This is a genomic window from Microbacterium sp. LWH12-1.2, from assembly GCF_040675825.1.
In the GTDB taxonomy this organism is placed as follows: Bacteria; Actinomycetota; Actinomycetes; order Actinomycetales; family Microbacteriaceae; genus Microbacterium.
In genome coordinates this window covers 1,298,503-1,320,478 of sequence record NZ_JBEGIJ010000001.1, presented here as the reverse complement: position 1 = coordinate 1,320,478, position 21,976 = coordinate 1,298,503, and the positions used below count along the sequence as shown (strand labels likewise).

Genomic DNA, 21,976 nt, shown 5'->3' with positions numbered 1-21,976 from the left:
GGGGTCCTATGCCCCACGTGACCAGAGCCATGAGCCGGTCGCACACCGTGTGAGTTCGCGGCACCTGCGGGTGTCGCACGAGATTTCGCGGAGCACTCAGTGCCCCGCGCAGGGAGTAAGCCAGAGATGGCCGATGACAACAATGACAACAACGCCTCCACCCTCGACTTCCCGGCTGACGCCGCGGATTCTCTGACGGAACACGCGGCGCCCCCCGAGGATGCCGCCGACGACGTGACCGCCGAGGACGCCACCGAGGCGATCGACGCGCCCGACGAGACGGCTCCAACCGTTGCCACGGCATCCGCTGAAGCGCCTGTCGAGGAAGCGCCTGTTGAGGACGCGCCCCTCGAGGAAGCGCCTGTTGAGGACGCGCCCGTCGACGAAGCGCCTGTTGTTGAAGCGCCTGTTGAGGACGCGCCTGCAGAGGAGGCATCCGTAGAGGCTGCGCCTGCAGAGGAAGCATCCGTAGAGGCTGCGCCTGCAGAGGCTGCGCCTGTCGAGGATGCTCCCGAAGAGGCTGCTCCCGTCGCGACGCCGGCTGCGCCGGAGCCGCTCACCGCGGTTTCTCTCGGGCTCCTGCCTGAGGTGTTCGTGTCGCAGGTCTCCACCCGCCTTTCCTTCTACGCTCCTGAGATCGTGCCGCTCCCGGCCCGCCAGGGTCGCGAGCGCAACTTCGATCGCAATGCGGACCGGAGCTTCGATCGTGAATTCGACCGCAACGTCGAGCGGGACCAGGACGAGCCGGCGTCCGCTCGTCGCGGCCGTCGCCGTCGTGGCGGAGTCGAGGTCGACGAGCAGCAGCGCGAAGAGCCGCGTCAGCGCCAGCGCGTCGTCGAGTACATCACCGAGCCGAAGGCCATCAAGGGCTCGACCAGGCTCGAGGCGAAGAAGCAGCGCCGTCGCGACGGACGCGACGCCGGTCGCCGGCGTCCCGTGGTGACCGAGGCCGAGTTCCTCGCCCGCCGTGAGTCCGTCGACCGCAAGATGGTCGTCCGCTCCAAGAACGGCCGCACCCAGATCGGTGTCCTCGAGGACGGCGTTCTCGTCGAGCACTACGTGGCCCGCAACCAGGACGCATCCCTGATCGGCAACGTCTACCTCGGACGCGTGCAGAACGTGCTCCCGAGCATGGAGGCCGCGTTCGTCGACATCGGCCGCGGCCGCAACGCCGTGCTGTACTCCGGTGAGGTCGACTGGGACGGCGTCGAGACGGGCAACCAGCCCCGCCGCATCGAATTGGCGCTCAAGCCCGGCGATCGCGTGCTCGTGCAGGTCACCAAGGACCCCATCGGCCACAAGGGCGCCCGATTGACCAGCCAGATCTCGCTCCCGGGCCGCTACCTCGTGTACGTGCCCGGCGGCTCGATGAACGGCATCAGCCGCAAGCTCCCCGACAACGAGCGTGCGCGCCTCAAGCGCATCCTCAAGGAGGTGCTCCCCGAGTCCAGCGGCGTGATCGTCCGCACCGCGGCCGAGGGCGCCACCGAGGACCAGCTGACGCGCGACGTGCAGCGTCTCACCACGCAGTGGGAACACATCCAGAAGCAGGTCGAGAATCAGCAGGCACCTGCGCTGCTGCACGCCGAGCCCGACCTGCTCGTGAAGATCGTCCGCGATGTCTTCAACGAGGACTTCACGAAGATGCTCATCCAGGGCGATGAGTCCCAGGGAACCATCCGTGCCTACCTCGAGAGCGTCGCCCCGGATCTTCTGGAGCGCGTCGAAGCCTACGAGGACGAGACCGATCCTTTCGATGCCTTCCGCATCACCGAGCAGATCGAGAAGGCCCTGGACCGCAAGGTCTGGCTGCCCTCCGGCGGTTCGCTCGTGATCGACCGCACCGAGGCGATGACCGTCGTCGACGTGAACACCGGCAAGTTCGTCGGCTCCGGTGGAAACCTCGAGGAGACCGTCACCAAGAACAACCTCGAGGCCGCCGAGGAGATCGTCCGCCAGCTGCGGCTGCGCGACATCGGCGGAATCATCGTCGTCGACTTCATCGACATGGTGCTCGAGTCCAACCGCGACCTCGTGCTGCGCCGCCTCATCGAGTGCCTCAGCCGCGACCGGACCAAGCACCAGGTCGCCGAGGTCACCTCGCTCGGCCTCGTGCAGATGACCCGCAAGAAGCTCGGTCTCGGGCTGCTGGAGACCTTCAGTGAGGCCTGTGAGGTCTGCGCCGGCCGTGGCGTCATCGTGCACCACGACCCGGTCGTCAAGCACCGTGCCAGCACGAACGGCAACGGCCAGAGCAGCAGCAACAATCGCCGTCAGCGCGGCGGCAACGGACAAAGCCAGAGCGCTCCGCCCGCGAGCACCGTCACGCACAGCATCCCCGAGGGCGCGAAGTCGGCGCTCGCGCAGATCGCCGCTTCCACCGTCGCGCCCCGCGTCGAGGAGACCCCGGATGCGGCTCTCGCCGTCGAGCCGGTGCAGCCTGCTCAGCCGGAGCGCGCGAAGAAGCCGCGCAAGAAGCGCAACTCGGAGCGCAACGCACCCAAGTCCCCGGCCGAGCAGCTGCTCGACTCGGTGCTCGATGCCCTTCCTGAGCCGAAGGCTCCGGGTCAGGGACGCGGGCGCCGTCGGGTGAGCACGGCCGCGCTCACCGGCACTCCGGTCTCGGTGAACGCCGAGGCGTCAGCGCCGGTCGCGAGCGGGAATCCGGAGTCCTGAGGCGATCAGTCTCCGGACCAGTTCCTTGCCGCCCACCGGCTCGGCGCCTGCGGCGACGAGCCGGGGGATGAGCTCTGCGGGAACGTCGTAATGGTCGAGGTCGAAGGATCGCGCGGGAACGTCGTGGGCGCGGGCGAAGTCATGCAGCTCCGCCAGGCTCGCGTCGCTGACGAGGTGCGCCCAGAGCCGGCCGTGCGCGGGCCACAGTGGGTCGTCGACGAGAACGGTCACGTCGCCAAGCCTATTCGCGTCCGGCAGGCGATCGGTCGACCAGACACACCGACCGGCTCGCTTTGCGACATGGTCCTGCATCCGGTAAAGTAGTCCCTTGGTGCGTATGCCGTTCCGTCCTCGTCGGGCGGTGCGGAAAGTCTTGTGTTCGCACCCATCGCCCCGCGATGAATGCAAGCAACAGTCTTCCCGTGAGATTCTCGGAGCCGCGAGCTCCCCAACGAAACAGGTATGAAGTGGTTTACGCAGTAGTGCGCGCCGGTGGCCGGCAGGAGAAGGTGGAGGTCGGCACCATCGTTCAGCTCGACCGTGTTCGGGCTGCCCAGGGCGAGAACATCGAGCTGCCCGCCGTGCTGCTCGTCGACGGCACCACGGTGACCACCGACGCTGACACGCTGGCGAAGGTCAAGGTCACTGCTGAGGTCATCGGCAACCTCCGCGGCCCGAAGATCATCATCCAGAAGTACAAGAACAAGACCGGCTACAAGAAGCGCCAGGGCCACCGTCAGGAGCTCACGCGCGTCAAGATCACCGGCATCAAGTAAGCACGGAGGAGACTAAGATATGGCACATAAAAAGGGCGCGAGCTCTACCCGTAACGGTCGTGACTCCAACGCACAGCGACTTGGCGTCAAGCGCTTCGGCGGTCAGCAGGTTCTCGCCGGCGAGATCATCGTCCGCCAGCGCGGCACCCACTTCCACCCCGGCGTGAACGTCGGCCGTGGTGGCGACGACACGCTGTTCGCTCTCGCAGCGGGCGCAGTGCAGTTCGGCGCGAAGGGCGGCCGCAAGGTCGTCAACATCGTCGCCGCTGCTGAGTAATCACAGCACAGCATTTCATCCGGTTCGGGGCGGGCTTCGGCTCGCCCCGTCCGTGTATCCAAGGGGAGTTTTCGACATGGTTTCATTCGTCGACACCGTGACGCTGCATCTGCGCGCGGGCAAGGGCGGCGGTGGCTGTGTCTCGGTGCACCGGGAGAAGTTCAAGCCGCTCGGCGGCCCCGACGGCGGCAACGGCGGCGACGGCGGTGACATCGTGCTCGTCGCGGACCCGCAGACCGGCACGCTGCTGACGTACCACCACTCTCCGCACCGCTCTTCGGGCAACGGCGGGCCCGGTATGGGCGATCACCGCTCCGGTGCGCTGGGCGAGACTCTCGAGCTTCCCGTTCCCGTCGGCACTGTGGTGAAGAACCCGGCCGGTGAGGTACTGATCGACATGATCATCCCTGGCGAGCGATTCGTCGTCGCCAAGGGCGGACAGGGCGGTCTCGGAAACGCGGCACTCGCCTCTCCGAAGCGCAAGGCGCCTGGTTTCGCGCTGCTGGGCACACCCGGCTTCGAGGGAGATGTCGTCCTCGAGCTGAAGACGGTGGCGGACGTCGCCCTCGTCGGTTACCCCTCTGCGGGGAAGTCGAGCCTGATCGGCGCCATCTCGGCCGCTCGCCCGAAGATCGCCGAGTACCCCTTCACGACGCTGCATCCCAACCTCGGCGTGGTGCAGGCCGGTGAGTCCCGCTACACGGTCGCCGACGTGCCAGGGCTGGTCGAAGGCGCGAGCGAGGGCCGCGGTCTCGGCCTCGAGTTCCTCCGCCACGTCGAGCGCTGTTCTGCCCTTCTGCACGTCCTGGACTGCGCGACGCTGGAGCCCGGCCGAGACCCGATCTCCGATCTCGACGTGATCCTCGCCGAGCTCGCCGCCTACGAAGTTCCCGAGGGGCAGACGCCGCTGCTGGAGCGCCCGCAGCTCATCGCGCTCAACAAGATCGATGTGCCCGAGGCCCGCGATCTCGCCGAGCTGGTCCGCCCCGACCTCGAGGCGCGTGGGTTCCGGGTCTTCGAGATCTCCACGATCTCGCACGAAGGACTCCGCCCGCTGACCTACGCGCTCGGCGAGATCGTCGAGAAGCACAAGGCCGATACTGCTGTCGACGTGACCCACGAGCGCGTCGTCATCCGGCCGAAGGGCTCCAAGAAGGAATTCACGATCCGCATCGACGGCGGCTCGTACGGCAACTACTACCGCATTCTCGGCGAGAAGCCGGTGCGCTGGATGCAGCAGACGGATTTCCAGAACGAAGAGGCGATCGGCTACTTCGCCGACCGCCTCGAGAAGCTCGGCGTCGAAGACGAACTGTTCCGCCTCGGCGCAACTCCCGGTTCGACCGTCGTCATCGGCGAGGGCGACAGCATGATCTTCGACTGGGAGCCGACCATGCGCTCGGCAGCCGAGCTGATGACCGCTCCTCGCGGTACCGACCCGCGTCTCGCCCCCAACGCGCGCCGCACGACATCTGAGCGCCGTGAGCAGTACTACGAGCGGATGGATGCCAAGGCAGAAGCACGTGCGGAACTGGAGGCCAAGCGTCGCGCCAGCAATCTGGGAGCCGACGAGTGACGGCTCGCGTCAGGGCTGATCTCGCGACCGCCACGCGCATCGTCGTGAAGGTGGGCTCCTCCTCGATCAGCGGTGAGTCCTCCTGGCGCATCCCGGTGCTCGTGGAAGCGCTGGCAGCGGCGCACGCACGCGGCGCAGAGGTGGTGCTCGTCTCCTCCGGTGCGATCGCGTCCGGCATCCCGCTCCTGAACCTCGATGCGCGGCCCACCGACCTCGCCACGCAGCAGGCGGCGGCAGCGGTCGGTCAGAACGTGCTCATCTACCGCTACCAGGAGGCGCTGCACACGTTCGGGATCATCGCCGGCCAGGTGCTGCTGACGACGGGTGATCTGGAGAATCCGACCTCTCGCAGCAATGCGCGTCGTGCGATGGAGCGGCTGCTGGGGCTGCGGATCATCCCGATCGTCAACGAGAACGACACGGTGGCGACCCAGGAGATCCGCTTCGGCGACAACGACCGCCTGGGTGCGCTCGTCGCGCAGCTGGTCGGGGCAGATGCTCTGGTGCTGCTCAGCGACATCGAGTCGCTGTACACGAAGCCGCCGTCCGACCCCGGTGCGCAGCCGATCGACGTCGTCGCTGCGGATGCCGACCTTTCCGGCCTCGAGTTCGGCGCGACGGTCGTGAACAGCGTCGGCACCGGGGGAGCGGCGACCAAGGTCTCTGCGGCAAGGCTGGCTGCCGCATCCGGGATCGGGGTGCTGGTCACCAGCGCCGATCTCGTCGACAGGGCCCTCGCCGGCGATGACATCGGCACCTGGTTCGAACCAGCCGCTGACTAAACTGGGCGGATGACCGACCAGACCCCGCAGGTGCGCCTGGAGCGCGCCAAGGAGGCCTCACGCGCCACGGCCGCACTCACCAGCGACGACAAGGTGCGTGTGCTCGAGGCGATCGCGGTCGCGCTGGAGGCGGAAGCCCCGCGCATCATCGCGGCGAACGAGCAAGACATCGCCCGTGGTCGTGAGGAAGGCATCGGCGAATCGCTGATCGACCGGCTCCGTCTGGACGAGAAGCGGGTGAGCGACCTGGCAGCCGCCGTGCGCCAGATCGCCGCTCTCCCTGATCCGGTCGGCCAGGTCGTCGGCGGGCATCGGATGCCGAATGGTGTCGCCCTGCAGCAGATCCGCGTGCCTTTCGGGGTCGTGGGCGCCATCTACGAGGCCCGCCCGAACGTGACCGTCGACATCGCCGCTCTCGCGCTGCGCTCCGGCAATGCGGTCGTGCTGCGCGGCGGGAGTGCCGCTCGCGACTCGAATACGGTGCTCGTGCAGGTGATGCGCGATGCCCTGGAGGGTGGAGGCGTCACCGCGGAGGCGATCCAGACCGTGGATGATTTCGGTCGGGACGGTGCGAAGGCGCTGATGCACGGTCGTGGATTCATCGACGTGCTCGTGCCTCGCGGCAGCGCGGGGCTGATCGAGACGGTGGTCACCGAATCGACGGTTCCAGTGATCGAGACTGGTGCCGGCAACGTCCACATCGTGCTCGATGAGACCGCGCCGGCCGACTGGGCGCGCGACATCGTCGTCAACGCCAAGGTGCAGCGGCCGAGCGTGTGCAATGCCGTGGAGACCGTCCTCGTGCTGCGGCAGGCGGCTCCGAGCCTGATCCCGCTCGTCGCGAGCGCGCTGCAGAGCGAGGGCGTGGCGATCCACGGTGACGACATCGTGGCCGGACTCGTCACCGGTGTCATCCCCGCGACCGAGGAGGACTGGGCGACCGAGTATCTGAGCCTGGACATCGCCATGAAGGTCGTCGATTCCCTGGACGACGCGCTCGACCACATCCGCCGGTACAGCACGGGGCACACCGAGTCGATCATCACGACAGACTCACGCAACGCCGAGCGCTTCCTCGCCGAGGTCGACTCCGCAGTGGTGATGGTGAACACCTCCACGCGGTTCACCGACGGCGGTGAATTCGGATTCGGCGCCGAGGTGGGCATCTCGACGCAGAAACTGCACGCGCGCGGCCCGATGGGGCTCAGCGAGCTGACCAGCACGAAGTGGCTGGCGCGCGGATCGGGGCAGACCCGCGGCTGAGCGATAGGATGGACAGGCGTCTTCTCGCACCCGGTCACGAACGGAGTCAGGATGAACCTCATCGCACAGATCGCGATGGCTGCAGCGGAAACCGAGCATCACGGAAACGTCGCGCTCGAAACCCTCATCTTCGGTGTCATCGCCGCGCTCGGATTCGCCTTCCTCGGGTTCGTGACCCTCTCGTACCGCAACGTCGCCAACCGTCACTCGGCGAAGGCGGAGGCATGGGCGGCGAAGCACGGCAAGGACGGCCACGGGGCGGGGCACGGCCACTAGGCCCCCATGGAGACCTCGCGTGCTCCGCGCATCGGCGTGATGGGCGGTACCTTCGACCCGATCCATCACGGTCACCTGGTCGCAGCCAGCGAGGTCGCGCACTCTTTCGATCTCGACGAAGTGATCTTCGTCCCGACCGGACGACCGTGGCAGAAAGAAGAGGTCACGGCCAGCGAGCACCGCTATCTGATGACGGTGATCGCAACGGCCTCGAACCCTGATTTCACCACCAGCCGGGTCGATATCGACCGCGAGGGGCCGACGTACACCATCGACACGTTGCGCGATCTGAAGCGAGATCGACCCGACGCAGAGTTCTTCTTCATCACCGGTGCGGATGCCGTAGCGCAAATTCTCAGTTGGAGAGACCATGATGAGTTGTGGGACTTGGCGCATTTCGTCGCGGTCTCCCGTCCAGGGCACGTCCTGAGCACGGACGGACTCCCGGGAGATCACGTCAGTCAGTTGGAAGTGCCGGCACTGTCGATCTCGTCGACGAACTGCCGGCAGCGGGTCCGCGAAGATGAACCCGTCTGGTACCTCGTTCCCGACGGAGTCGTTCAATACATCGCAAAGCATCATCTGTATCGGAGCAAGGCATGAGTACATCGGATCAGCAAGGACACGGTCCGCTGACGCGCAAGCAGTTGCGCGAGATCCGGCTGACCGGTTCCACGCCCGTCATCACGGCGGAGGAGGCAGCCGCTGCGGCGGCGCCGCCGGTGGTTCCGCCGGTCTCACAACCTGTCGCACCGGTCGAGCCGACCGCGCCCGTCGATGAATCCGACGAAGCGGCGGGGCGACTGACGCGCCGCCAGGTGCGCGAGCAGGAGCGGATCCGCACCGGTTCGGTCCCCATCGCAGATCCTGCGCCCGAGACCCCTGCTGAAGCGCTCCCTGCCGTCGAAACGGCGGATGCCGAAGTTCCTGAAGTCGTCGAGCCTGTCGAGCTCGCTGAGACCGTCGAGGCCGTGGCGCCCGCGGAGCCCGCCGAGGTCGTCGAAGCCGAGATGGTCACCAGCGTTCCGCTTTTCAGCAGAATTGAAGACTCCGCAGCGCCCGGAGAAGAATCCGACGCCGCGGACGCTTCTGCGGAAACCGACGAGGTCGGCACGCTCTTCGAAGGCAATTCCCGGGAATCAACGGAAGACGACGAGGTCGCGCCGGCCGCGGCCGACGATACGGATGTCCGCGCCGAGGAACGACCCACGGTGAGCCCCGCCTTCGGGCGAGGACTGCTCGGTGATGACGCCGACCACAAGCCGTTCGCCCCTTCCTTCGACGAGCTTCTCACGGTGAACGACTCGACCGGATCGCAGCACATCGCACCCAGCGCACTGATCTTCACGCAGTCCCCGGGAGAGGGGTCCCTCTCGGGTCCCGTCGCCTCCACCGGTGAAGTGCTCGTCACCGGCTCTTACGAGCTGCCCCAGGGGCTCGGGTCCCAGGGGCACGCACACGGGACCACCGACGGCAAGGACGTCGACGCGGTTCTCATCGACGGTGAACTGGCGCCGGCATCCTCGCCGACGCCGATCGCCGCGAGCGCCGCGATCAGCACGATGAAGTCCGCCGGTGAAGTCATCCGCCCCCCTGCCCCTGAGAAGGGCAACAAACTCATGCTGACTCTGGCGATCACCGCCGGTGGTCTGGCCCTCGCACTGGCGGTCGCTCTCATCGTCGCCTTCACCACGAATGTGTTCTGATGCAATCACCTGAAACCGCCGAAGAGATGCTGCAGCTTGCAGCCAACGCCGCCGCCTCGAAGGGCGGAGAGGACCTCGTCGCGCTCAACGTCTCCGAGCCGCTTCCGCTCGTCGACATCTTCCTGCTCGTCACCGGAAACAGCGAGCGGAACGTCGCCGCGATCGCCGATGAGATCGAAGACACCCTCATCGAGGCCGGGCACAAGCGCGTGCGCCGCGAAGGCCGGTCGGAGGCCCGCTGGGTGCTCCTGGACTTCGGCGACCTCATCGTGCACGTCTTCCACCAGGAGGAGCGGGTCTACTACGGCCTGGAGCGCCTCTGGAAGGACTGCCCTGTCGTTCCGATCCAGCTCGCGGAAACGGTCACGGGGGAGTAGCACTCCGCCTCGACCCCCGCGCAGACACGCTCGAGGAGTTGCCGCTCGTGGAAAATACGACCGGCCCGATTCACACGCCTGATTTCGCGCACACCGATGCCGAAGTCGTCTTCGGCGACCTCGGAGCGCTGCTGCTCGACGCCGGCATGTCGGTGACCGATGTTCGGGCGTCGCTCGAGCAGGTGCGCGATGCGACAGCGCCCGAAGAAGCGCTGGCGTTCGCCGTCCTGCCCCAGCACGTCCTCGTCAGTCGGCCGCGCACCGCGGGGGCGACAACGATCGGAGCCTCGACGGGCGCGGAACTCACCTTCCGCCAGTCCGCGCATGCCAGTCGCCTCGCCAGGCGACTCGAGGTCGGCAAGCTCAGCCTCGATCAGGTTCCGCCGCACGTGGAACGGATCCGCGGCCTGCCCCGCCAGCACCCGACACTGCAGTGGCTCGTGGGCGGCGGACTGCTGTCGATGGGCCTGGCCATGCTGTTCCGCTGCCCATGGTGGGCGATCGTGCTGGCGTTGCTGGTCGGCGCCCTGGTCGGGTTGATCTCGACGCTCATGTCGAGGTTCCGTCCCGCGGCCGCGATCGTGCCGTTCGTGGCGAGTTTCGTCTCGACGGTGCTCGTCGGAGCCGCAGATGCCTGGCTCGATCTCGGTCCGGTGCCGCTGTTCGCGGTCTGCGCGCCGATCGCATTGCTCGTTCCTGGGGCGCTGATCACCAATGCGCTGCTCGAACTCACCGCTGCCGACATCGTGACGGGGGCGGCGCGCCTCACCTACGGGATCATCATGCTCGGCTTCATGAGCGCGGGGATCTTCGCCGGCGGAGCGATCACCGGCCTGCGCATCGATCCGGATTCGGCGGCGCTCGTCGGTCAGGCGGCCGGAGTCACCGCGGATCACGGCGGATGGCAGGCGCTGCCGCCGTTGTGGCTCTCCTGGATCGGTGTGGTCTTCCTCGCGGTCGGCATCGGTCTTGCCTTCGGAGCCGGGTTCCGTCTGACGGTCGTGAGCGTTCTCGTGATGACCTGCACCTACGCGGCGCTGGTCGTGCTCACACCGTTCACAGGTAACACCGTCGCGACCGGGATCGCGGCCGCACTGCTGTTCGTCGCGGCGCGCCTCCTGGAACGCGTGACGCTCGCCGTGCCAGCGACCGTGTCCTTCCAGCCCGCGTTCCTGCTTCTCGTGCCCGGCACCGTAGGACTCGTCGCCATGGCGTCGTTCGATGCCGAGGCGCTGGCGGCTGCACCGATGATCTTCGTGAGTCTCTGCATCGGCACGAAGGTGGGGGCATTGATCGCGGATGCGGCGCGCATCACGCACTCGGCCCCTGGCCCCGTGGCCTGAGTTCCCCAAGCCATCGGCGCAGAGGGCGGCTTCCGAACTGCGATACGGTTCACAGATGGGTTCCCTTCTGTACGACGGCGAAGATCGACCGATCCACATCGACGATCGGGCGCTCGCGCACCTCAAGGTCGTCATCGCCACCAAACTCCGTCGTCAGGAGAGCTTCACCCTGTCCTGGAAGCACTCGGACAGTGAGCCGGGCGGACGGTCGACGATCTGGCTGCACCCCTCCATCCCGCTTCGTTTCATCTTCGATGAGCCTGAGCCGCCCGAGTTGAACATGCAGTGGGTCGAAGATCTGATGCACTCAGCCAATTCGACGGGAGGCATCATGCTCGTCGATGAGGTGCTCGACGTCTGAGAATATCTGACTGCTGCGGGCAAAACTGTCAAGGGTCTTTTCTTGTCCTGACAGCGCTCGGACAATCTCTCTGGGAGTGAACCTTGGAGGGATGTCAGATGTCTGAAACGCCGGATCCGCGCTACTCATTGCGCAGGGTGACGTCGTCGGAGTGGGTCATCAATGACTTTCGCTATGAGGCGCATGATCCACGTCATGTGGTGGCCTGTGTGTACGAACTCGAGGAGACCGAGGTCGAGGTCGTGTGGTTGCGCGACTTGCCGCTGGCTTCCCGCTACTCCTCGCCGTTCGATGTGCTCGAGGAAGTGGAACGGGTGAACAGTGTGAGTCGAGCGACCCGACCAGTCGCCATCCCGCACCTGCCGCCGCTTCTGGCGACGTGAGCGCGCCGATCATTCTTCTCCGCCATTGTTCTCGGCCGCTCCGCCGAGCCAGCCGCGACGGCGGAAGACGATGTATGCGACCACGTCGAGCACGATGATGGAGACGCCGACCGCGACCCAGCCGTACTCCCATCGCAGGAGCGGCAGGTTCTTGAAGTTCATGCCGTAGAGGCCGCCGATCACGGTCGGTATCGCCAGCAGTGCGGCATACGCGGAGATCGTTCGCATGTCCTGATTCTGGCGGGTGGCGACATTGCTCTCATGACTGGACACCAGAGCATCGAGAGAGGCGTGCTCGTTGGCGGAGAGTTCGGCCACGCCCGACGCGTCGAGTTCGAGGTGATGGAAGTACGGGCGCAGCTCAGGGCGATCCGCCGTTGCCGCTTCGAACTCCTGGCGAGCGGCCCTGAGCGCCTCGGACAGGCCGGTCGCGGCCCGATCGATGCGCCCGATCCGCCGACGCAGACGGTAGATGCGCTGATAGTCCTCATGGACGCGGTTGTCGAAGACGTCCGCCTCGAGTTCGTCGAGGTCGCCTTCGACTTGAGCGGCGAGCTCGACGAAGTCATGCACGATGGCGTCGAGAACTCGATACGCCGCGGTGATCGGCGAATCCACGAGTACCGGCCCGGGGCCTGCGAGCAACGCGTCAAGGTCGCGTATCTCATCGATGTCGCCGCGTTGGATCAGAAGCAGCACTTCGCCGTTCCAGATGAGCGCCAGATCCACGTCGGTCGTCGCCGACTCGACTCCGCCTCGATCGACATCCCAGATCGACAGATACAGGTGGTCGCCGAAGGTCTCGAACTTCGGCTGCTGTCGATGCTCGCCCAGGTCGCCGAGTATGAGCGGGTGGAGTCCGAACTGAGCCTGCGCCACTTCCAGTTCGGCGCGAGAGGGGTTCACCAGGCGGTGCCATGGTCTGGTCATCGCGCGCCGCCGGTCAGAATGCGTCGCGCTCGTCGTCCTCTGAGCCGCCGGCAGCGAGACGATCGGCTGTGGCGCTGTCGATCAGATCGTCGTCGATGTCGGGATCGAGCGTGGTCTCTCCGTCCACCTCGGTGGTGACGAGGTCATCGTCGAACGGCTTCTCGTCCGGTGTCTCGTCATCAGGGAGGGGAATGATCGGGGGGATGATGTTCGACATGATCGTGTCCTTTCGCCGGGTTGTCCGTCGACTGTAACCACGAAAGGACTGTGCGCCCGAGCCGCTTGACCGATGGTGCGGGTGGCGCTATAAGCCGCGCCGGAGCGACTGTCAGCGACTCATCGGCGCGCCGTAGCGTGCGACCATCGTCCGTGCCGCTTCGTCCACCACATCGTGCGTCTCGGCTTCGTCGAGCGACCAGTTGCCGTGGATGAGGCGTGGCCAGAAGACGACGGTGGAGATCATCCCGAGGAATTGCGCTGCCGCAACGTCGGGGTTCTCGACGATGGCGGTCCCGGCCACATTCGCCGTCTTGAAATAGCGCGCCAGCGCAGCGAGGACGGGCAGCGTGCCGAAATTGAAGGTGCGTTCGCGCAACTCCGGGAATCTCGGCAGGTTGGCGATCACGACCCGGATCAAGTCCTCCATCTGAGGGCGCGACAGCAAATCGGCATAGGCGAGTCCCAGGACGACCAGGCCGGCGTGAAAGTCTTCGGAGGGTGGATCTGCGAATTCGCCGCCAGGAACATCGCCTGCCGCGAGCACCGTCGCTTCGAAGAGTTCTGCCTTCGTCGGGAACTGTTTGAACAGAGTCGCCTTGGAGACCCCGGCGTTCTCGGCGACGCGCGCCAGCGAGGTCCGATCGTACCCATGCTCGAGGAACAGGGCGGTTGACGCATCCAGGATCGCCGCACGGTTGGCGGCCGCGACGCCTCGGTGGTACTGGGAGAGTGCTCGTGCCATGCGCCCAGTATGACAGAGGTGAGTCGCTTGACTCGCCATAAAGAAAGGAGTACCGTCCCGTAGTGAGTCAGCCGACTCACCTCATGTAAAGGAGCCGAACATGGCCAAGCTCATCTACTCGATGTTCACCTCGCTCGACGGCTACGCCGAAGCGGCGGAGGGCGATCTCGGCAGCGGCGCCGAGGATGAGGAGGTGCACACGTTCATCGGTGACACGTTCCGTCACCTGGGTACCTATCTCTACGGACGGCGGATGTACGAGACGATGGTCTTCTGGGAGACCGCGCACGCCCTGCCCGATGTGCCGCCGTACATCGCGCAGTACGCACGCGACTGGCAGGCCGCGGAGAAGGTCGTCTACTCGACCACGCTCGAGTCGGTGTCGAGCGCGAAGACCCGGATCGAGCGGTCATTCGACCCGGACGCTGTGCGCCGGCTCAAGGCGGAGTCCGACCACGACCTCAGCGTCGACGGCCCGACGCTTGCTGCACACGCGATCGCTGCCGGCCTGGTGGATGAATACCACCTCTTCATCACCACGAGCGTCGTGGGCGGGGGCAAGCGGTTCTTCCCCGATGGCGTACGTCTCGATCTCGACCTGGTCGAGCAGCGTGCCTTCGAAAGCGGGCTGCTCTATGTGCGCTACCAGACCCGCTGACCGCACGAAAAAACCTTGCTTCACTTTGACGTGAGGCAAGGTTTGATCGTTCTGATTCGGTGGACCTGAGGGGATTCGAACCCCTGACCCCCTGCATGCCATGCAGGTGCGCTACCAACTGCGCCACAGGCCCAAACGCTGCCCCGTAGAAGCCGGGGCAACTCGAATAGCGTACTACACGGATCGGGCGAAGGGCCAATCGAGCAGCCTGCCGGTGGCACGAGGGGGGAGCGGATTAGGCTGACCCCGTGACGAGTATCCGAGCGATCCAGCAAGACGACTTCGAGGAATGGTCCGTTCTGTGGTCCGGATACCTGCGGTTCTATGAATCCGAGATCGCGGACGATGTCACTCGCGCCACGTTCGATCGTCTCGTGAAAGACCGCGAACTGCACGGCGCGCTCGCAATCGACGAAGAGGGACATGCGATCGGCCTGGTGCACTGGCTGACGCACGCGGCGACGTGGAGCACGGGGGAGTACTGCTATCTCGAGGACCTGTTCGTCGCCCCGGATGCCCGTGGCAGCGGTAGTGGTCGGGCGATGATCGCGCACGTGCGCGAATGGGCCGAACAAGCCGGTTGCGCGAAGCTCTACTGGCTCACGCAGGAGGGCAACGCGACCGCGCGTACCCTCTACGACCGCGTCGCGACGAACACGGGTTTCACGCACTACCAGATCTCGCTCTGAGTTCGAGCGGCGGAACAACTCCGAGGCTCGGGGCGTTCACTCCATGGTGAGCATTCTCGAGAGCGTGGTGATCGGTGCAGGTCAGGCCGGACTCTCCGCGTCGTACCACCTCACGAGACTCGGGGTCGATCATGTCGTCCTCGACGCGGATGCCGAAGCCGGGGGCGCCTGGCGGCACCGCTGGGACGCGCTGACGATGCAGGACGTGCACGGTGTGGCCGAACTCCCCGGTTCGGTTCCGCCGCCGCGGAACAGCGAACGCGCGAATATGGCCGTTCCGGCATACTTCGCGGAGTACGAGCGTGCGCACGCGCTCCCGATCGTGCGACCGGTGCGTGTCGAACAGGTGACGGACGACGACGGCATCCTCGTGGTGCACGCCGGCGAGCGAACCTGGAGCAGCCGTACCCTCGTGAACGCGACCGGCACGTGGACCCAGCCGTTCATGCCGCACTACCCCGGGATGGAGACCTTCCTCGGCGAACAGCTGCACACGGTCGACTACCCCGGCCCCGAGCATTTCCGCGGTAGACGAGTGCTCGTCGTCGGCGGTGGAGCATCGGCTGTGCAGTTCATCGGCGCGCTCGCGCCGATCACCGAGACGCTCTGGGCGACTCGGCGCGAGCCCGTGTGGATCACCTCCGACTTCACCCCGGAGGCGGGTGCCGCCGCTGTCGCTCTCGTCGAGCAGCGCGTCGCCCAGGGGCTCCCACCGCAGAGCGTGGTCAGCGTCACCGGCCTCATGCTGCGCGCTCAGGAGCGAGAGGCGGAGCGGCGGGGAGCGTATGCCGCACGACGACCGATGTTCTCCCGCATCGAGCCAGACGGTGTTCGCTGGGCCGATGGCGCGTTCGAGCGCGTCGACGTCATCCTCTGGGCCACCGGCTTCCGGCCGGCGATCAGTCATCTGGCTCCCTTGCACCTGCGCAGCGCAGCGGGCGGTATTCAGCTCGACCGCCATGGCCGGGGCACGACTGCGGTCGGGGACCCTCGCGTGCAGATGGTCGGGTACGGCCCGTCTGCGAGCACCATCGGAGCGAATCGTGCGGGTCGAACCGCGGCGCGCGGCGTACAGCATCAGCTCGCCGCGTCGGGCGCGCTGCAGGACACGGACCGAGCCATCTCGCTACGCTGAGCGCATGCTCCGTATCGTCTTCACGATCATCTGGCTGTTGCTCTCGGCCTGGCTCATCATCTGGGTCGGGGAGGGCCTGTTCGGAGTGAATCAGCGTCAGTCGATCCTTCCGTTCGGCGGCGACAAGCTCGGCGCCCCGATCATGATCGGCGTGGCCTGGGGGCTCCTCCTCACCTTCGGCGGCACGATGAGCGGCCTCGGCCGCCGCAAGCGCGTGCGCGGCGACGCGCAGATCGGCGTCGGGCGGATCGTCGAGGTCTCACGCACCGGCCTCACGGTCAACGACGTGCCGCAGTACGACCTGTTCATCCGCGTGACGCCGCGCCTGGGCGATGAGTTCGTCGGTCAGCTCCGGATGCTGGTGGATGCGAGTGAATTCGGGATGCTGCAGGTCGGCCAGCCGCTGCCGGTGCGCTACAGCATGACCGATCAGGACACGGTCGAGCTCGCCGACCTCACCGACCCGACGGTGCGGGAGGCGATGCTGAACTGGCGCATCGAGCGCGGTCTCCTCGATCCACGACTGGTGAAGGCGCGCACCACGGGAACTCAGGTGCCGGCATCGGTCCTGACCGTACGACCGACCGGGCGACGCCGAGAGGGGCAGAGCGAGCTCGCGCTTCGGGTGCTGATGGCACCGGAGGGCCTGTCGACGTGGGAGGCGGACACCACGGTGTTCGTGCACCCCGACGCGATCTCGAGGCTCCAGGTCGGCGCACCGATCTGGGCGTTCTACCGCAGGGAAGATCCCCAGACGGTCGCCGTCACGATCGAGAAGGAGGAGGGGCGATGAACCCGATGGACACGCTCATCTGGCTGATCAACTTCCCGGTCGCGCACGGCTACGCGATGGTCTTCATCGCAGGCTTCTCCCTTCTCGGGCTGTTCGCGATGTCGGCCCGCGGCACCGCACCAGGAGGGCGGCTGCGCAGCATCCGTGAGCGGGAGGGCCTGCTGACGCTCGATGCGCGACCACGGGGTGAGTTTCTGGGTCGTCTCAGGCGAATCGTCTTCCGGGTGCTCGCCTTCCTGATGCTCGGTTCTCTGATCCTCGGCATCCTGGGTCTGACCGGAGTGCCGGTCACCCGCGCCTACATCCACGAGAACGGCCGTCCGACCACCGCGACCATCGATGGGGACTGGGTCACATTCACCACCGCAGACGGCGTCGAGTACACCCTCGAGAGCAATTTCTTCACCCCGTCCGTCTACCCTGCGCGTGACGCCATCCCATCGAGCGGGAGCGTCGTCGTGCGCTACCTTCCGAGCCACCCGCAGGCGTTCGTCATCGACGGCTCGCAGCGGCCTCGCTGAGCACCGACCAGAGGAGACCTCATGTCCCGCATCATCGTTTTCGGCGGCCACGGCCGCATCGCCCTTCTGCTTGCCCCGCTGCTCGTCGCACGTGGTGACGAAGTCACGGCGATCATCCGGAATCCGGCGCACGCCGCCGAGGTCGAGCAGACCGGGGCGACGCCCGTGGTGGCCGATATCGAGGAATTGGATGTCGCCGCTCTCGCCGACCTGATCCGCGCCCACGATGCGGTGGTCTGGTCGGCGGGTGCCGGAGGTGGTGCTCCGCAGCGGACCTATGCCGTCGATCGCGATGCCGCGATCCGAACGATGGATGCGGCGGAAGCCGCCGGCGTCCGCCGCTACGTCATGGTGTCGTGGCTCGGATCGACCGCCGAGCACGGAATCCCCGAGGACGACGGCTTCTTTCCCTACGCCGACGCGAAGTGGGCGGCAGACGAGTATCTGCGAGGGACGGATCTGGAGGGCACGATCCTCGCCCCCGGTACGCTCACGCTCGACTCCTCGACCGGGCGGATCGAACTTGACCCTTCGGATCGCGGCGCAGTGTCCCGTGCCGATGTCGCCGCCGTGATCGCCGCAACGCTGGAAGCGTCGCCCACGATCGGACGGACCATCCGCTTCGGCAACGGAACCCCGGAATCCTCCGAGCCGATCGACGTCGCCCTAGCCCGCTGACCGGCGCGTCGCCCGCTCGCTCAGCGACCGGAGAAAAGGCGTCGTAGGCTGGACGGATGCGCCGAAACCTCCCCGTCCGGGTTGCCGGAGCGTTGATGGTCGCCGTCGCAGCGCTCACTCCCGCGACTGCGTCGGCGGATCTCGAGCGCGCTGGCGTGGTCGACACCGCACGGAAGAGCGGTCCGGCTGACCGAGCCGAGACGATCGTCTCGGCGATGAGTGTCCAGGAGCAGGCGGCGAGTGTCGTGATGGGGCACATTCCGAGCACGGATGCGGCCACGCTCAGCACCTTCATGTCGGCGGAGAATCTCGGCGGATTCATCCTGATGGGATCGAACGTTCCCGGTTCAGAAGCCGAACTGCTCGGGGTCACCGCGGCGCTCACGATCGATCCCGAGCTTCCGCCCCTCATCGCCATCGACCAGGAGGGCGGCGACGTCTCGCGCATCGGCTGGGACGATTTCCCGGCCGCGCCCACCCTCAAGGACGCGCCCCCGGCGGCCACCTCGGCGGCGTTCGCTGCCCGCGCCTCGCTCGTGGCGCGCGGGGGAGCGAACGTGAATTTCGGCATCGTCGCGGATACGACGGCCGACGGCTCGTCGTTCATCTTCAGTCGTTCCCTCGGGGCCGACCCTCAGAGTGCGGCAGATCGGGTCGCTGCCGCTGTCACCGCCGAGGAGCAGTTCCTCGCCTCCACCTTGAAGCATTTCCCGGGGCACGGTGCGGCGCCGGGAGATTCTCACCAGCAGATCCCCTCCACCGCCATGACGATCGAGCAGTGGCGTGCGGCGGACGCGCTGCCGTTCATCGCCGGGATCGACGCAGGCGCTTCCCTGCTCATGTTCGGGCACCTCGCCTACACCGCGGTCGACCCCGCGCCCGCGTCTCTCTCCGCCCGGTGGCACGAGATCGCCCGAGAGGAACTCGGATTCGACGGTGTGATCGTCACCGACGATCTCGGCATGCTCCAGTCGACCGGTATTCCGGCATACGCGGATCCGGTCGCGAACGCCGTCGCGGCGCTGGCCGCCGGCACCGACCTCGTACTCACCATCGCTCACTCCACACCCGAGACCGCCGCACAGCTGACGGCCGGAATCGTCGCTGCCGTCGAGGCGGGAGCCCTCCCCGCGGAGCGGCTTCAGGAAGCGGCGGAGCGGGTGCTCACGTTACGGCTGGAACTCGCGGGGGCCGGCTCAGGGTGGGCGCTCTGCGCGGAGTGCGCGCCCGTCTCCTGACCCAGCCAGGCGCCGAGCAGCCGCCTACGCAGCAGCGCGCCGCGATCGGCGAACCCTCGCTGCCGACGCACGTACTCCGCTTTTCCGTCGACGGTCTCGATCCGAACCGGTTCGACGCCCCACGCGGTGAGGTCGTACGGCGCCGCCTGCATGTCCAGCAGCCGGATGTCTCTGGCCAGCTCGAACGTGTCGAGCAGCAGCTCGCCGGGCACCAGCGGCCCGAGCTTCATCGCCCACTTGTACAGATCCATCCCGGCGTGCAGGCACCCCGGCTGCTCGAACAGCGGCTGCACATCACGGCTGAGGTCGTTGCGGTTGCGCCGCACCGCTTCCGGCGTGAAGAAGCGGAACGCGTCGAAGTGCGTGCAGCGCAGTTCGTGACTCTCCACCACCGCGTCGGTCTCGGCCTGCCCGAGACGCAGCGGCGCCGGATGGCGGTGTTCCTTGTCCCGGTAGACCATCGCCCATTCGTGCAGGCCGAAGCAGCCGAACTGGCCGGGGCGCGACGCGGTGCGGCGCAGCATCCGCTCGATCAACCCCGCGAGGTCCGGCTTCTCGCGTGCGAAGGCGGCCGCATCGGGGACGGCGGATTCGGCAGAGGAGCCGGGGGAGTACCAGCGCCAATCCACCCGCTCGGGGGCCTTCGCGAGTTCGACCCCGGCGCCCGGGTGCCAACGACGTATCTGGGCGGGCTTGTACGAGTAGTACGTGAACAGGAAGTCCCACACCGGATGCTTCTCGCCGCGTGCCGACCGCGCGCGGTGCTCGGCGGTCAGCTGGTCCGCGCGCTCGTGGTGCGCCCGTTCGAGCTCCGACCAGGCGCTGCGTGGGAGGGACATCTCAGCGCAGGATGCCGACGTCACCGAGCAGATCGCGCAGACCCGCGCCGTCCTCGGCGCTCACCCACGGGGCCGGGTCGTCAGCGTGCGGCTCGGGGTCGGCACGCCCACCCGCGAGCACGGCTTCGGCAGGCAGCAGGCGACGGATGGCGACACCGGCGACGGAGTCGGGATGCTCTTCCATGAACTGCGTGTAGATCGACTCGTCATGCTGCCCGTCGTCGCCGATCAGCAGCCATTTCACATCGGGGAACTCGGTCGCCAGCCGACGCAGGTTCGTGAGCTTGTGCTCTCGGCCGCTGCGGAACCAGCGGTCGTGGGTGGGACCCCAGTCGGTGAGCAGCATGGCGCCGGCGGGGAACAGGTGCCTCCCGAGGAACCGGCGCAGGGTCGGCGCCACGTTCCAGGCGCCGGTGGACAGATAGATCATCGGGGCACCGGGATGCTCCCGGAGGAGCTGATCGAGCAGGACCGCCATTCCCGGGACGGGCAGGCGGGCGTGCTCGTCGACGACGAACGAGTTCCAGAAGGCGATGAAGGGCCGGGGGAGCGCAGTCACCATGACGGTGTCGTCGACGTCTGAGACGACACCGAACCGCACGCCGTCTGCGGCGATGAACGCGGTGGACTCGACGGGGTCCTGTCCTTCGACCGACATCGTGAAGCTCTGCCAGCCGGCGGGAAGGTCGGCTGCGATCGAGGTGTCGATGACGCCGCCACGATCGGCCACGACTTCGTGCACCTTGCCACCGATATCGATGCTGACCGTCGCGAAGCTCACCGGGATTCCGACGAAGCTGCGCCAACCGCGTACGCTCGCCGGCTCGCCGTTCTTGGTGGCGCGTTGCGGGCGCACGATGAGCACACGGCCCGTGACGCGCACCCAGCCGGCGCCGCCATAGCCGGGGAAGGGCAGGATCGTCGCGGCACGGCCGCGACGGCGCGCGCGGCCCTCGCGCCACACGTGAAGACGGTGCTCGAGTCGCGCGAACCAGTGGATCCGGGGTGCCGGGGGAACTTTTGGCATCGGTTCAGTCTTTCACGTTGGTCGCGGCATCCGCGTCCGGAGTCTCGAGGTGGCGGGCCTCGAGGCGTGAGATGACCTTCTTACCGACGAACACCGCAATCAGGAACAGCGCGATGATGCCTACGAAGATGTATCCCGCATAGTGGACCCGGTCGGCGAGCTCGTCGAAGCTTCCGGCCGCCAGAGACGTGACGCTCACGTAGGCAGTGGCCCACAGCAGGCACGCGGGCGCGGTCCACGCGAGGAAGCGGCGGTACGAGTAGTGGCTCATACCCACGGTGAGTGGGACGAGCGAGTGGAGCACCGGCAGGAAGCGCGACAGGAAGATTGCGATGCCGCCTCTGCGCGCGAGGTAGCGCTCGGCGCGCACCCAGTTCTCCTCGCCGACCCGTCGGCCGACCCAGGAAGCGCGGATATGCGGACCGATCCATCTGCCGAGCCAGAAGCCGATGCTCTCGCCGATCAGCGCACCGACCACGACGGCGACGACCATCGCGACCGCTTCGGGGAGGCTCGTGATGCCGATGGAGGCGATGAGGACCACCGTGTCGCCTGGGAACACCAGGCCGATCAGGACGCTGGTCTCCAACATCACGGCGAGCCCCGCGACGAGCGTGCGGGCAACCGGGTCGATGGACCGCATAAAGTCGATCAACCACGGCACGATCTCATCCACTCCATGAGGATACGGGACGCGTCGCGGCTCTACCC

At 67.0% G+C, this 21,976-nt stretch carries 27 protein-coding genes and 1 tRNA gene; 20 read left to right on the top strand and 8 right to left on the bottom strand.

The window, feature by feature from the left end; all coding sequences use genetic code 11:
- Nucleotides 1–126: 126 nt before the first annotated feature.
- A complete protein-coding gene (locus MRBLWH12_RS06330; protein WP_363547277.1) occupies nucleotides 127–2,676 on the top strand; it encodes an Rne/Rng family ribonuclease in 2,550 nt (849 codons plus the stop codon).
- Here the strand turns inward: MRBLWH12_RS06330 and MRBLWH12_RS06325 are convergent.
- Entirely contained in the window at nucleotides 2,641–2,907 is a 267-nt protein-coding gene (locus MRBLWH12_RS06325) for a DUF4031 domain-containing protein (protein WP_341974448.1), read from the bottom strand. The genes MRBLWH12_RS06330 and MRBLWH12_RS06325 overlap by 36 nt on opposite strands.
- Nucleotides 2,908–3,143: 236 nt before the next feature.
- Here MRBLWH12_RS06325 and rplU point away from each other — a divergent pair, with 236 nt between their 5' ends.
- From rplU to MRBLWH12_RS06265, 12 genes are all read left to right on the top strand, one after another.
- Entirely contained in the window at nucleotides 3,144–3,452 is a 309-nt protein-coding gene (gene rplU / locus MRBLWH12_RS06320; protein ID WP_341974449.1) for a 50S ribosomal protein L21, read from the top strand.
- Between the two features lie 19 nt (nucleotides 3,453–3,471).
- Nucleotides 3,472–3,729, top strand: coding sequence for a 50S ribosomal protein L27 (rpmA, locus tag MRBLWH12_RS06315; RefSeq protein ID WP_028501603.1), 258 nt, complete (start codon nucleotides 3,472–3,474; stop codon nucleotides 3,727–3,729).
- 76 nt (nucleotides 3,730–3,805) lie between these two features.
- The gene (obgE, locus tag MRBLWH12_RS06310) at nucleotides 3,806–5,305 is read left to right on the top strand and encodes a GTPase ObgE (protein WP_341974450.1); all 1,500 of its coding nucleotides are present in this window, start codon (nucleotides 3,806–3,808) and stop codon (nucleotides 5,303–5,305) included.
- Nucleotides 5,302–6,087 carry a glutamate 5-kinase gene (gene proB, locus MRBLWH12_RS06305; RefSeq protein ID WP_363547273.1) on the top strand — a complete coding sequence of 262 codons (786 nt, stop codon included), beginning with the start codon at nucleotides 5,302–5,304 and terminating at the stop codon, nucleotides 6,085–6,087. The genes obgE and proB overlap by 4 nt, the downstream gene beginning before the upstream one ends.
- A 9-nt stretch (nucleotides 6,088–6,096) precedes the next feature.
- Nucleotides 6,097–7,350, top strand: coding sequence for a glutamate-5-semialdehyde dehydrogenase (locus MRBLWH12_RS06300; protein ID WP_363547270.1), 1,254 nt, complete (start codon nucleotides 6,097–6,099; stop codon nucleotides 7,348–7,350).
- 51 nt (nucleotides 7,351–7,401) lie between these two features.
- Nucleotides 7,402–7,626 (top strand): hypothetical protein, encoded by a 225-nt coding sequence (locus tag MRBLWH12_RS06295; RefSeq protein WP_102192627.1) that lies wholly within the window; start codon nucleotides 7,402–7,404, stop codon nucleotides 7,624–7,626.
- Nucleotides 7,627–7,632: 6 nt separating this feature from the next.
- On the top strand, nucleotides 7,633–8,229 hold the full coding sequence (nadD, locus tag MRBLWH12_RS06290) for a nicotinate-nucleotide adenylyltransferase (RefSeq protein WP_341974453.1): 597 nt from the start codon (nucleotides 7,633–7,635) through the stop codon (nucleotides 8,227–8,229).
- On the top strand, nucleotides 8,226–9,332 hold the full coding sequence (locus tag MRBLWH12_RS06285; protein ID WP_363547266.1) for a hypothetical protein: 1,107 nt from the start codon (nucleotides 8,226–8,228) through the stop codon (nucleotides 9,330–9,332). Before nadD ends, MRBLWH12_RS06285 begins: the two co-directional genes overlap by 4 nt.
- Nucleotides 9,332–9,709: a ribosome silencing factor gene (gene rsfS, locus MRBLWH12_RS06280; protein ID WP_341974456.1), complete on the top strand. Its 378-nt coding sequence runs from the start codon at nucleotides 9,332–9,334 to the stop codon at nucleotides 9,707–9,709. Before MRBLWH12_RS06285 ends, rsfS begins: the two co-directional genes overlap by 1 nt.
- Before the next feature lie 47 nt (nucleotides 9,710–9,756).
- On the top strand, nucleotides 9,757–11,052 hold the full coding sequence (locus MRBLWH12_RS06275; RefSeq protein ID WP_363547262.1) for a threonine/serine exporter family protein: 1,296 nt from the start codon (nucleotides 9,757–9,759) through the stop codon (nucleotides 11,050–11,052).
- 55 nt (nucleotides 11,053–11,107) lie between these two features.
- Nucleotides 11,108–11,413 carry a hypothetical protein gene (locus MRBLWH12_RS06270; protein WP_363547259.1) on the top strand — a complete coding sequence of 102 codons (306 nt, stop codon included), beginning with the start codon at nucleotides 11,108–11,110 and terminating at the stop codon, nucleotides 11,411–11,413.
- Between the two features lie 98 nt (nucleotides 11,414–11,511).
- Nucleotides 11,512–11,796 (top strand): hypothetical protein, encoded by a 285-nt coding sequence (locus MRBLWH12_RS06265; RefSeq protein ID WP_363547256.1) that lies wholly within the window; start codon nucleotides 11,512–11,514, stop codon nucleotides 11,794–11,796.
- A gap of 9 nt (nucleotides 11,797–11,805) precedes the next feature.
- Here the strand turns inward: MRBLWH12_RS06265 and MRBLWH12_RS06260 are convergent, their stop codons facing one another.
- From MRBLWH12_RS06260 to MRBLWH12_RS06250, 3 genes are all read right to left on the bottom strand, one after another.
- Nucleotides 11,806–12,702 (bottom strand): CorA family divalent cation transporter, encoded by an 897-nt coding sequence (locus tag MRBLWH12_RS06260; protein ID WP_363547254.1) that lies wholly within the window; start codon nucleotides 12,700–12,702, stop codon nucleotides 11,806–11,808.
- 37 nt (nucleotides 12,703–12,739) lie between these two features.
- Nucleotides 12,740–12,943 (bottom strand): hypothetical protein, encoded by a 204-nt coding sequence (locus tag MRBLWH12_RS06255; protein ID WP_363547252.1) that lies wholly within the window; start codon nucleotides 12,941–12,943, stop codon nucleotides 12,740–12,742.
- Nucleotides 12,944–13,054: 111 nt separating this feature from the next.
- Nucleotides 13,055–13,687 carry a TetR/AcrR family transcriptional regulator gene (locus MRBLWH12_RS06250; protein WP_363547250.1) on the bottom strand — a complete coding sequence of 211 codons (633 nt, stop codon included), beginning with the start codon at nucleotides 13,685–13,687 and terminating at the stop codon, nucleotides 13,055–13,057.
- A gap of 100 nt (nucleotides 13,688–13,787) precedes the next feature.
- Here MRBLWH12_RS06250 and MRBLWH12_RS06245 point away from each other — a divergent pair, with 100 nt between their 5' ends.
- Nucleotides 13,788–14,345, top strand: coding sequence for a dihydrofolate reductase family protein (locus MRBLWH12_RS06245; protein WP_363547247.1), 558 nt, complete (start codon nucleotides 13,788–13,790; stop codon nucleotides 14,343–14,345).
- Between the two features lie 60 nt (nucleotides 14,346–14,405).
- Here the strand turns inward: MRBLWH12_RS06245 and MRBLWH12_RS06240 are convergent.
- Nucleotides 14,406–14,478: transfer RNA gene (locus MRBLWH12_RS06240), tRNA-Ala, on the bottom strand.
- Nucleotides 14,479–14,593: 115 nt separating this feature from the next.
- Between MRBLWH12_RS06240 and MRBLWH12_RS06235 the strand changes: the two genes are divergently transcribed.
- From MRBLWH12_RS06235 to MRBLWH12_RS06210, 6 genes are read left to right on the top strand one after another with little or no spacing between them, the layout of a single operon-like run.
- A complete protein-coding gene (locus MRBLWH12_RS06235; RefSeq protein WP_341974464.1) occupies nucleotides 14,594–15,034 on the top strand; it encodes a GNAT family N-acetyltransferase in 441 nt (146 codons plus the stop codon).
- A gap of 46 nt (nucleotides 15,035–15,080) precedes the next feature.
- Complete coding sequence (locus MRBLWH12_RS06230; protein WP_363551312.1) at nucleotides 15,081–16,169, top strand: NAD(P)-binding domain-containing protein; 1,089 nt, start codon at nucleotides 15,081–15,083, stop codon at nucleotides 16,167–16,169.
- A gap of 4 nt (nucleotides 16,170–16,173) precedes the next feature.
- Nucleotides 16,174–16,962, top strand: a complete 789-nt coding sequence (locus MRBLWH12_RS06225; RefSeq protein ID WP_363547244.1) for a hypothetical protein — start codon at nucleotides 16,174–16,176, stop codon at nucleotides 16,960–16,962.
- Entirely contained in the window at nucleotides 16,959–17,483 is a 525-nt protein-coding gene (locus MRBLWH12_RS06220; RefSeq protein ID WP_363547241.1) for a hypothetical protein, read from the top strand. Before MRBLWH12_RS06225 ends, MRBLWH12_RS06220 begins: the two co-directional genes overlap by 4 nt.
- A 21-nt stretch (nucleotides 17,484–17,504) precedes the next feature.
- Entirely contained in the window at nucleotides 17,505–18,161 is a 657-nt protein-coding gene (locus MRBLWH12_RS06215) for an SDR family oxidoreductase (protein WP_341974468.1), read from the top strand.
- Nucleotides 18,162–18,217: 56 nt separating this feature from the next.
- Nucleotides 18,218–19,399, top strand: a complete 1,182-nt coding sequence (locus MRBLWH12_RS06210) for a glycoside hydrolase family 3 N-terminal domain-containing protein (RefSeq protein WP_363547238.1) — start codon at nucleotides 18,218–18,220, stop codon at nucleotides 19,397–19,399.
- Here MRBLWH12_RS06210 and MRBLWH12_RS06205 read toward each other — a convergent pair.
- The 3 genes from MRBLWH12_RS06205 to MRBLWH12_RS06195 are packed head-to-tail and all read right to left on the bottom strand — an operon-like array spanning nucleotide 19,303 to nucleotide 21,941.
- Nucleotides 19,303–20,238: a 3-methyladenine DNA glycosylase gene (locus tag MRBLWH12_RS06205; protein WP_363547235.1), complete on the bottom strand. Its 936-nt coding sequence runs from the start codon at nucleotides 20,236–20,238 to the stop codon at nucleotides 19,303–19,305. The genes MRBLWH12_RS06210 and MRBLWH12_RS06205 overlap by 97 nt on opposite strands.
- A gap of 1 nt (nucleotide 20,239) precedes the next feature.
- Nucleotides 20,240–21,265 (bottom strand): App1 family protein, encoded by a 1,026-nt coding sequence (locus tag MRBLWH12_RS06200; RefSeq protein WP_341974471.1) that lies wholly within the window; start codon nucleotides 21,263–21,265, stop codon nucleotides 20,240–20,242.
- Between the two features lie 4 nt (nucleotides 21,266–21,269).
- The gene (locus tag MRBLWH12_RS06195) at nucleotides 21,270–21,941 is read right to left on the bottom strand and encodes a DedA family protein (protein WP_363547232.1); all 672 of its coding nucleotides are present in this window, start codon (nucleotides 21,939–21,941) and stop codon (nucleotides 21,270–21,272) included.
- Between the last annotated feature and the right edge of the window lie 35 nt (nucleotides 21,942–21,976).

Excerpts from the sequence above, each read along its gene's own strand:
- MRBLWH12_RS06215 (WP_341974468.1), top strand. The coding sequence starts at position 17,505 with ATGTCCCGCATCATCGTTTTCGGCGGCCACGGCCGCATCGCCCTTCTG.
- rpmA (WP_028501603.1), top strand. The coding sequence starts at position 3,472 with ATGGCACATAAAAAGGGCGCGAGCTCTACCCGTAACGGTCGTGACTCC.
- MRBLWH12_RS06270 (WP_363547259.1), top strand. The coding sequence starts at position 11,108 with ATGGGTTCCCTTCTGTACGACGGCGAAGATCGACCGATCCACATCGAC.
- MRBLWH12_RS06225 (WP_363547244.1), top strand. The coding sequence starts at position 16,174 with ATGCTCCGTATCGTCTTCACGATCATCTGGCTGTTGCTCTCGGCCTGG.
- MRBLWH12_RS06300 (WP_363547270.1), top strand. The coding sequence starts at position 6,097 with ATGACCGACCAGACCCCGCAGGTGCGCCTGGAGCGCGCCAAGGAGGCC.
- MRBLWH12_RS06265 (WP_363547256.1), top strand. The coding sequence starts at position 11,512 with ATGTCTGAAACGCCGGATCCGCGCTACTCATTGCGCAGGGTGACGTCG.
- obgE (WP_341974450.1), top strand. The coding sequence starts at position 3,806 with ATGGTTTCATTCGTCGACACCGTGACGCTGCATCTGCGCGCGGGCAAG.
- MRBLWH12_RS06245 (WP_363547247.1), top strand. The coding sequence starts at position 13,788 with ATGGCCAAGCTCATCTACTCGATGTTCACCTCGCTCGACGGCTACGCC.
- MRBLWH12_RS06200 (WP_341974471.1), bottom strand. The coding sequence starts at position 21,265 with ATGCCAAAAGTTCCCCCGGCACCCCGGATCCACTGGTTCGCGCGACTC.
- MRBLWH12_RS06295 (WP_102192627.1), top strand. The coding sequence starts at position 7,402 with ATGAACCTCATCGCACAGATCGCGATGGCTGCAGCGGAAACCGAGCAT.
- MRBLWH12_RS06330 (WP_363547277.1), top strand. The coding sequence starts at position 127 with ATGGCCGATGACAACAATGACAACAACGCCTCCACCCTCGACTTCCCG.
- MRBLWH12_RS06205 (WP_363547235.1), bottom strand. The coding sequence starts at position 20,238 with ATGTCCCTCCCACGCAGCGCCTGGTCGGAGCTCGAACGGGCGCACCAC.
- MRBLWH12_RS06220 (WP_363547241.1), top strand. The coding sequence starts at position 16,959 with ATGAACCCGATGGACACGCTCATCTGGCTGATCAACTTCCCGGTCGCG.
- nadD (WP_341974453.1), top strand. The coding sequence starts at position 7,633 with ATGGAGACCTCGCGTGCTCCGCGCATCGGCGTGATGGGCGGTACCTTC.
- MRBLWH12_RS06250 (WP_363547250.1), bottom strand. The coding sequence starts at position 13,687 with ATGGCACGAGCACTCTCCCAGTACCACCGAGGCGTCGCGGCCGCCAAC.
- MRBLWH12_RS06285 (WP_363547266.1), top strand. The coding sequence starts at position 8,226 with ATGAGTACATCGGATCAGCAAGGACACGGTCCGCTGACGCGCAAGCAG.
- MRBLWH12_RS06255 (WP_363547252.1), bottom strand. The coding sequence starts at position 12,943 with ATGTCGAACATCATCCCCCCGATCATTCCCCTCCCTGATGACGAGACA.
- rsfS (WP_341974456.1), top strand. The coding sequence starts at position 9,332 with ATGCAATCACCTGAAACCGCCGAAGAGATGCTGCAGCTTGCAGCCAAC.
- MRBLWH12_RS06210 (WP_363547238.1), top strand. The coding sequence starts at position 18,218 with ATGCGCCGAAACCTCCCCGTCCGGGTTGCCGGAGCGTTGATGGTCGCC.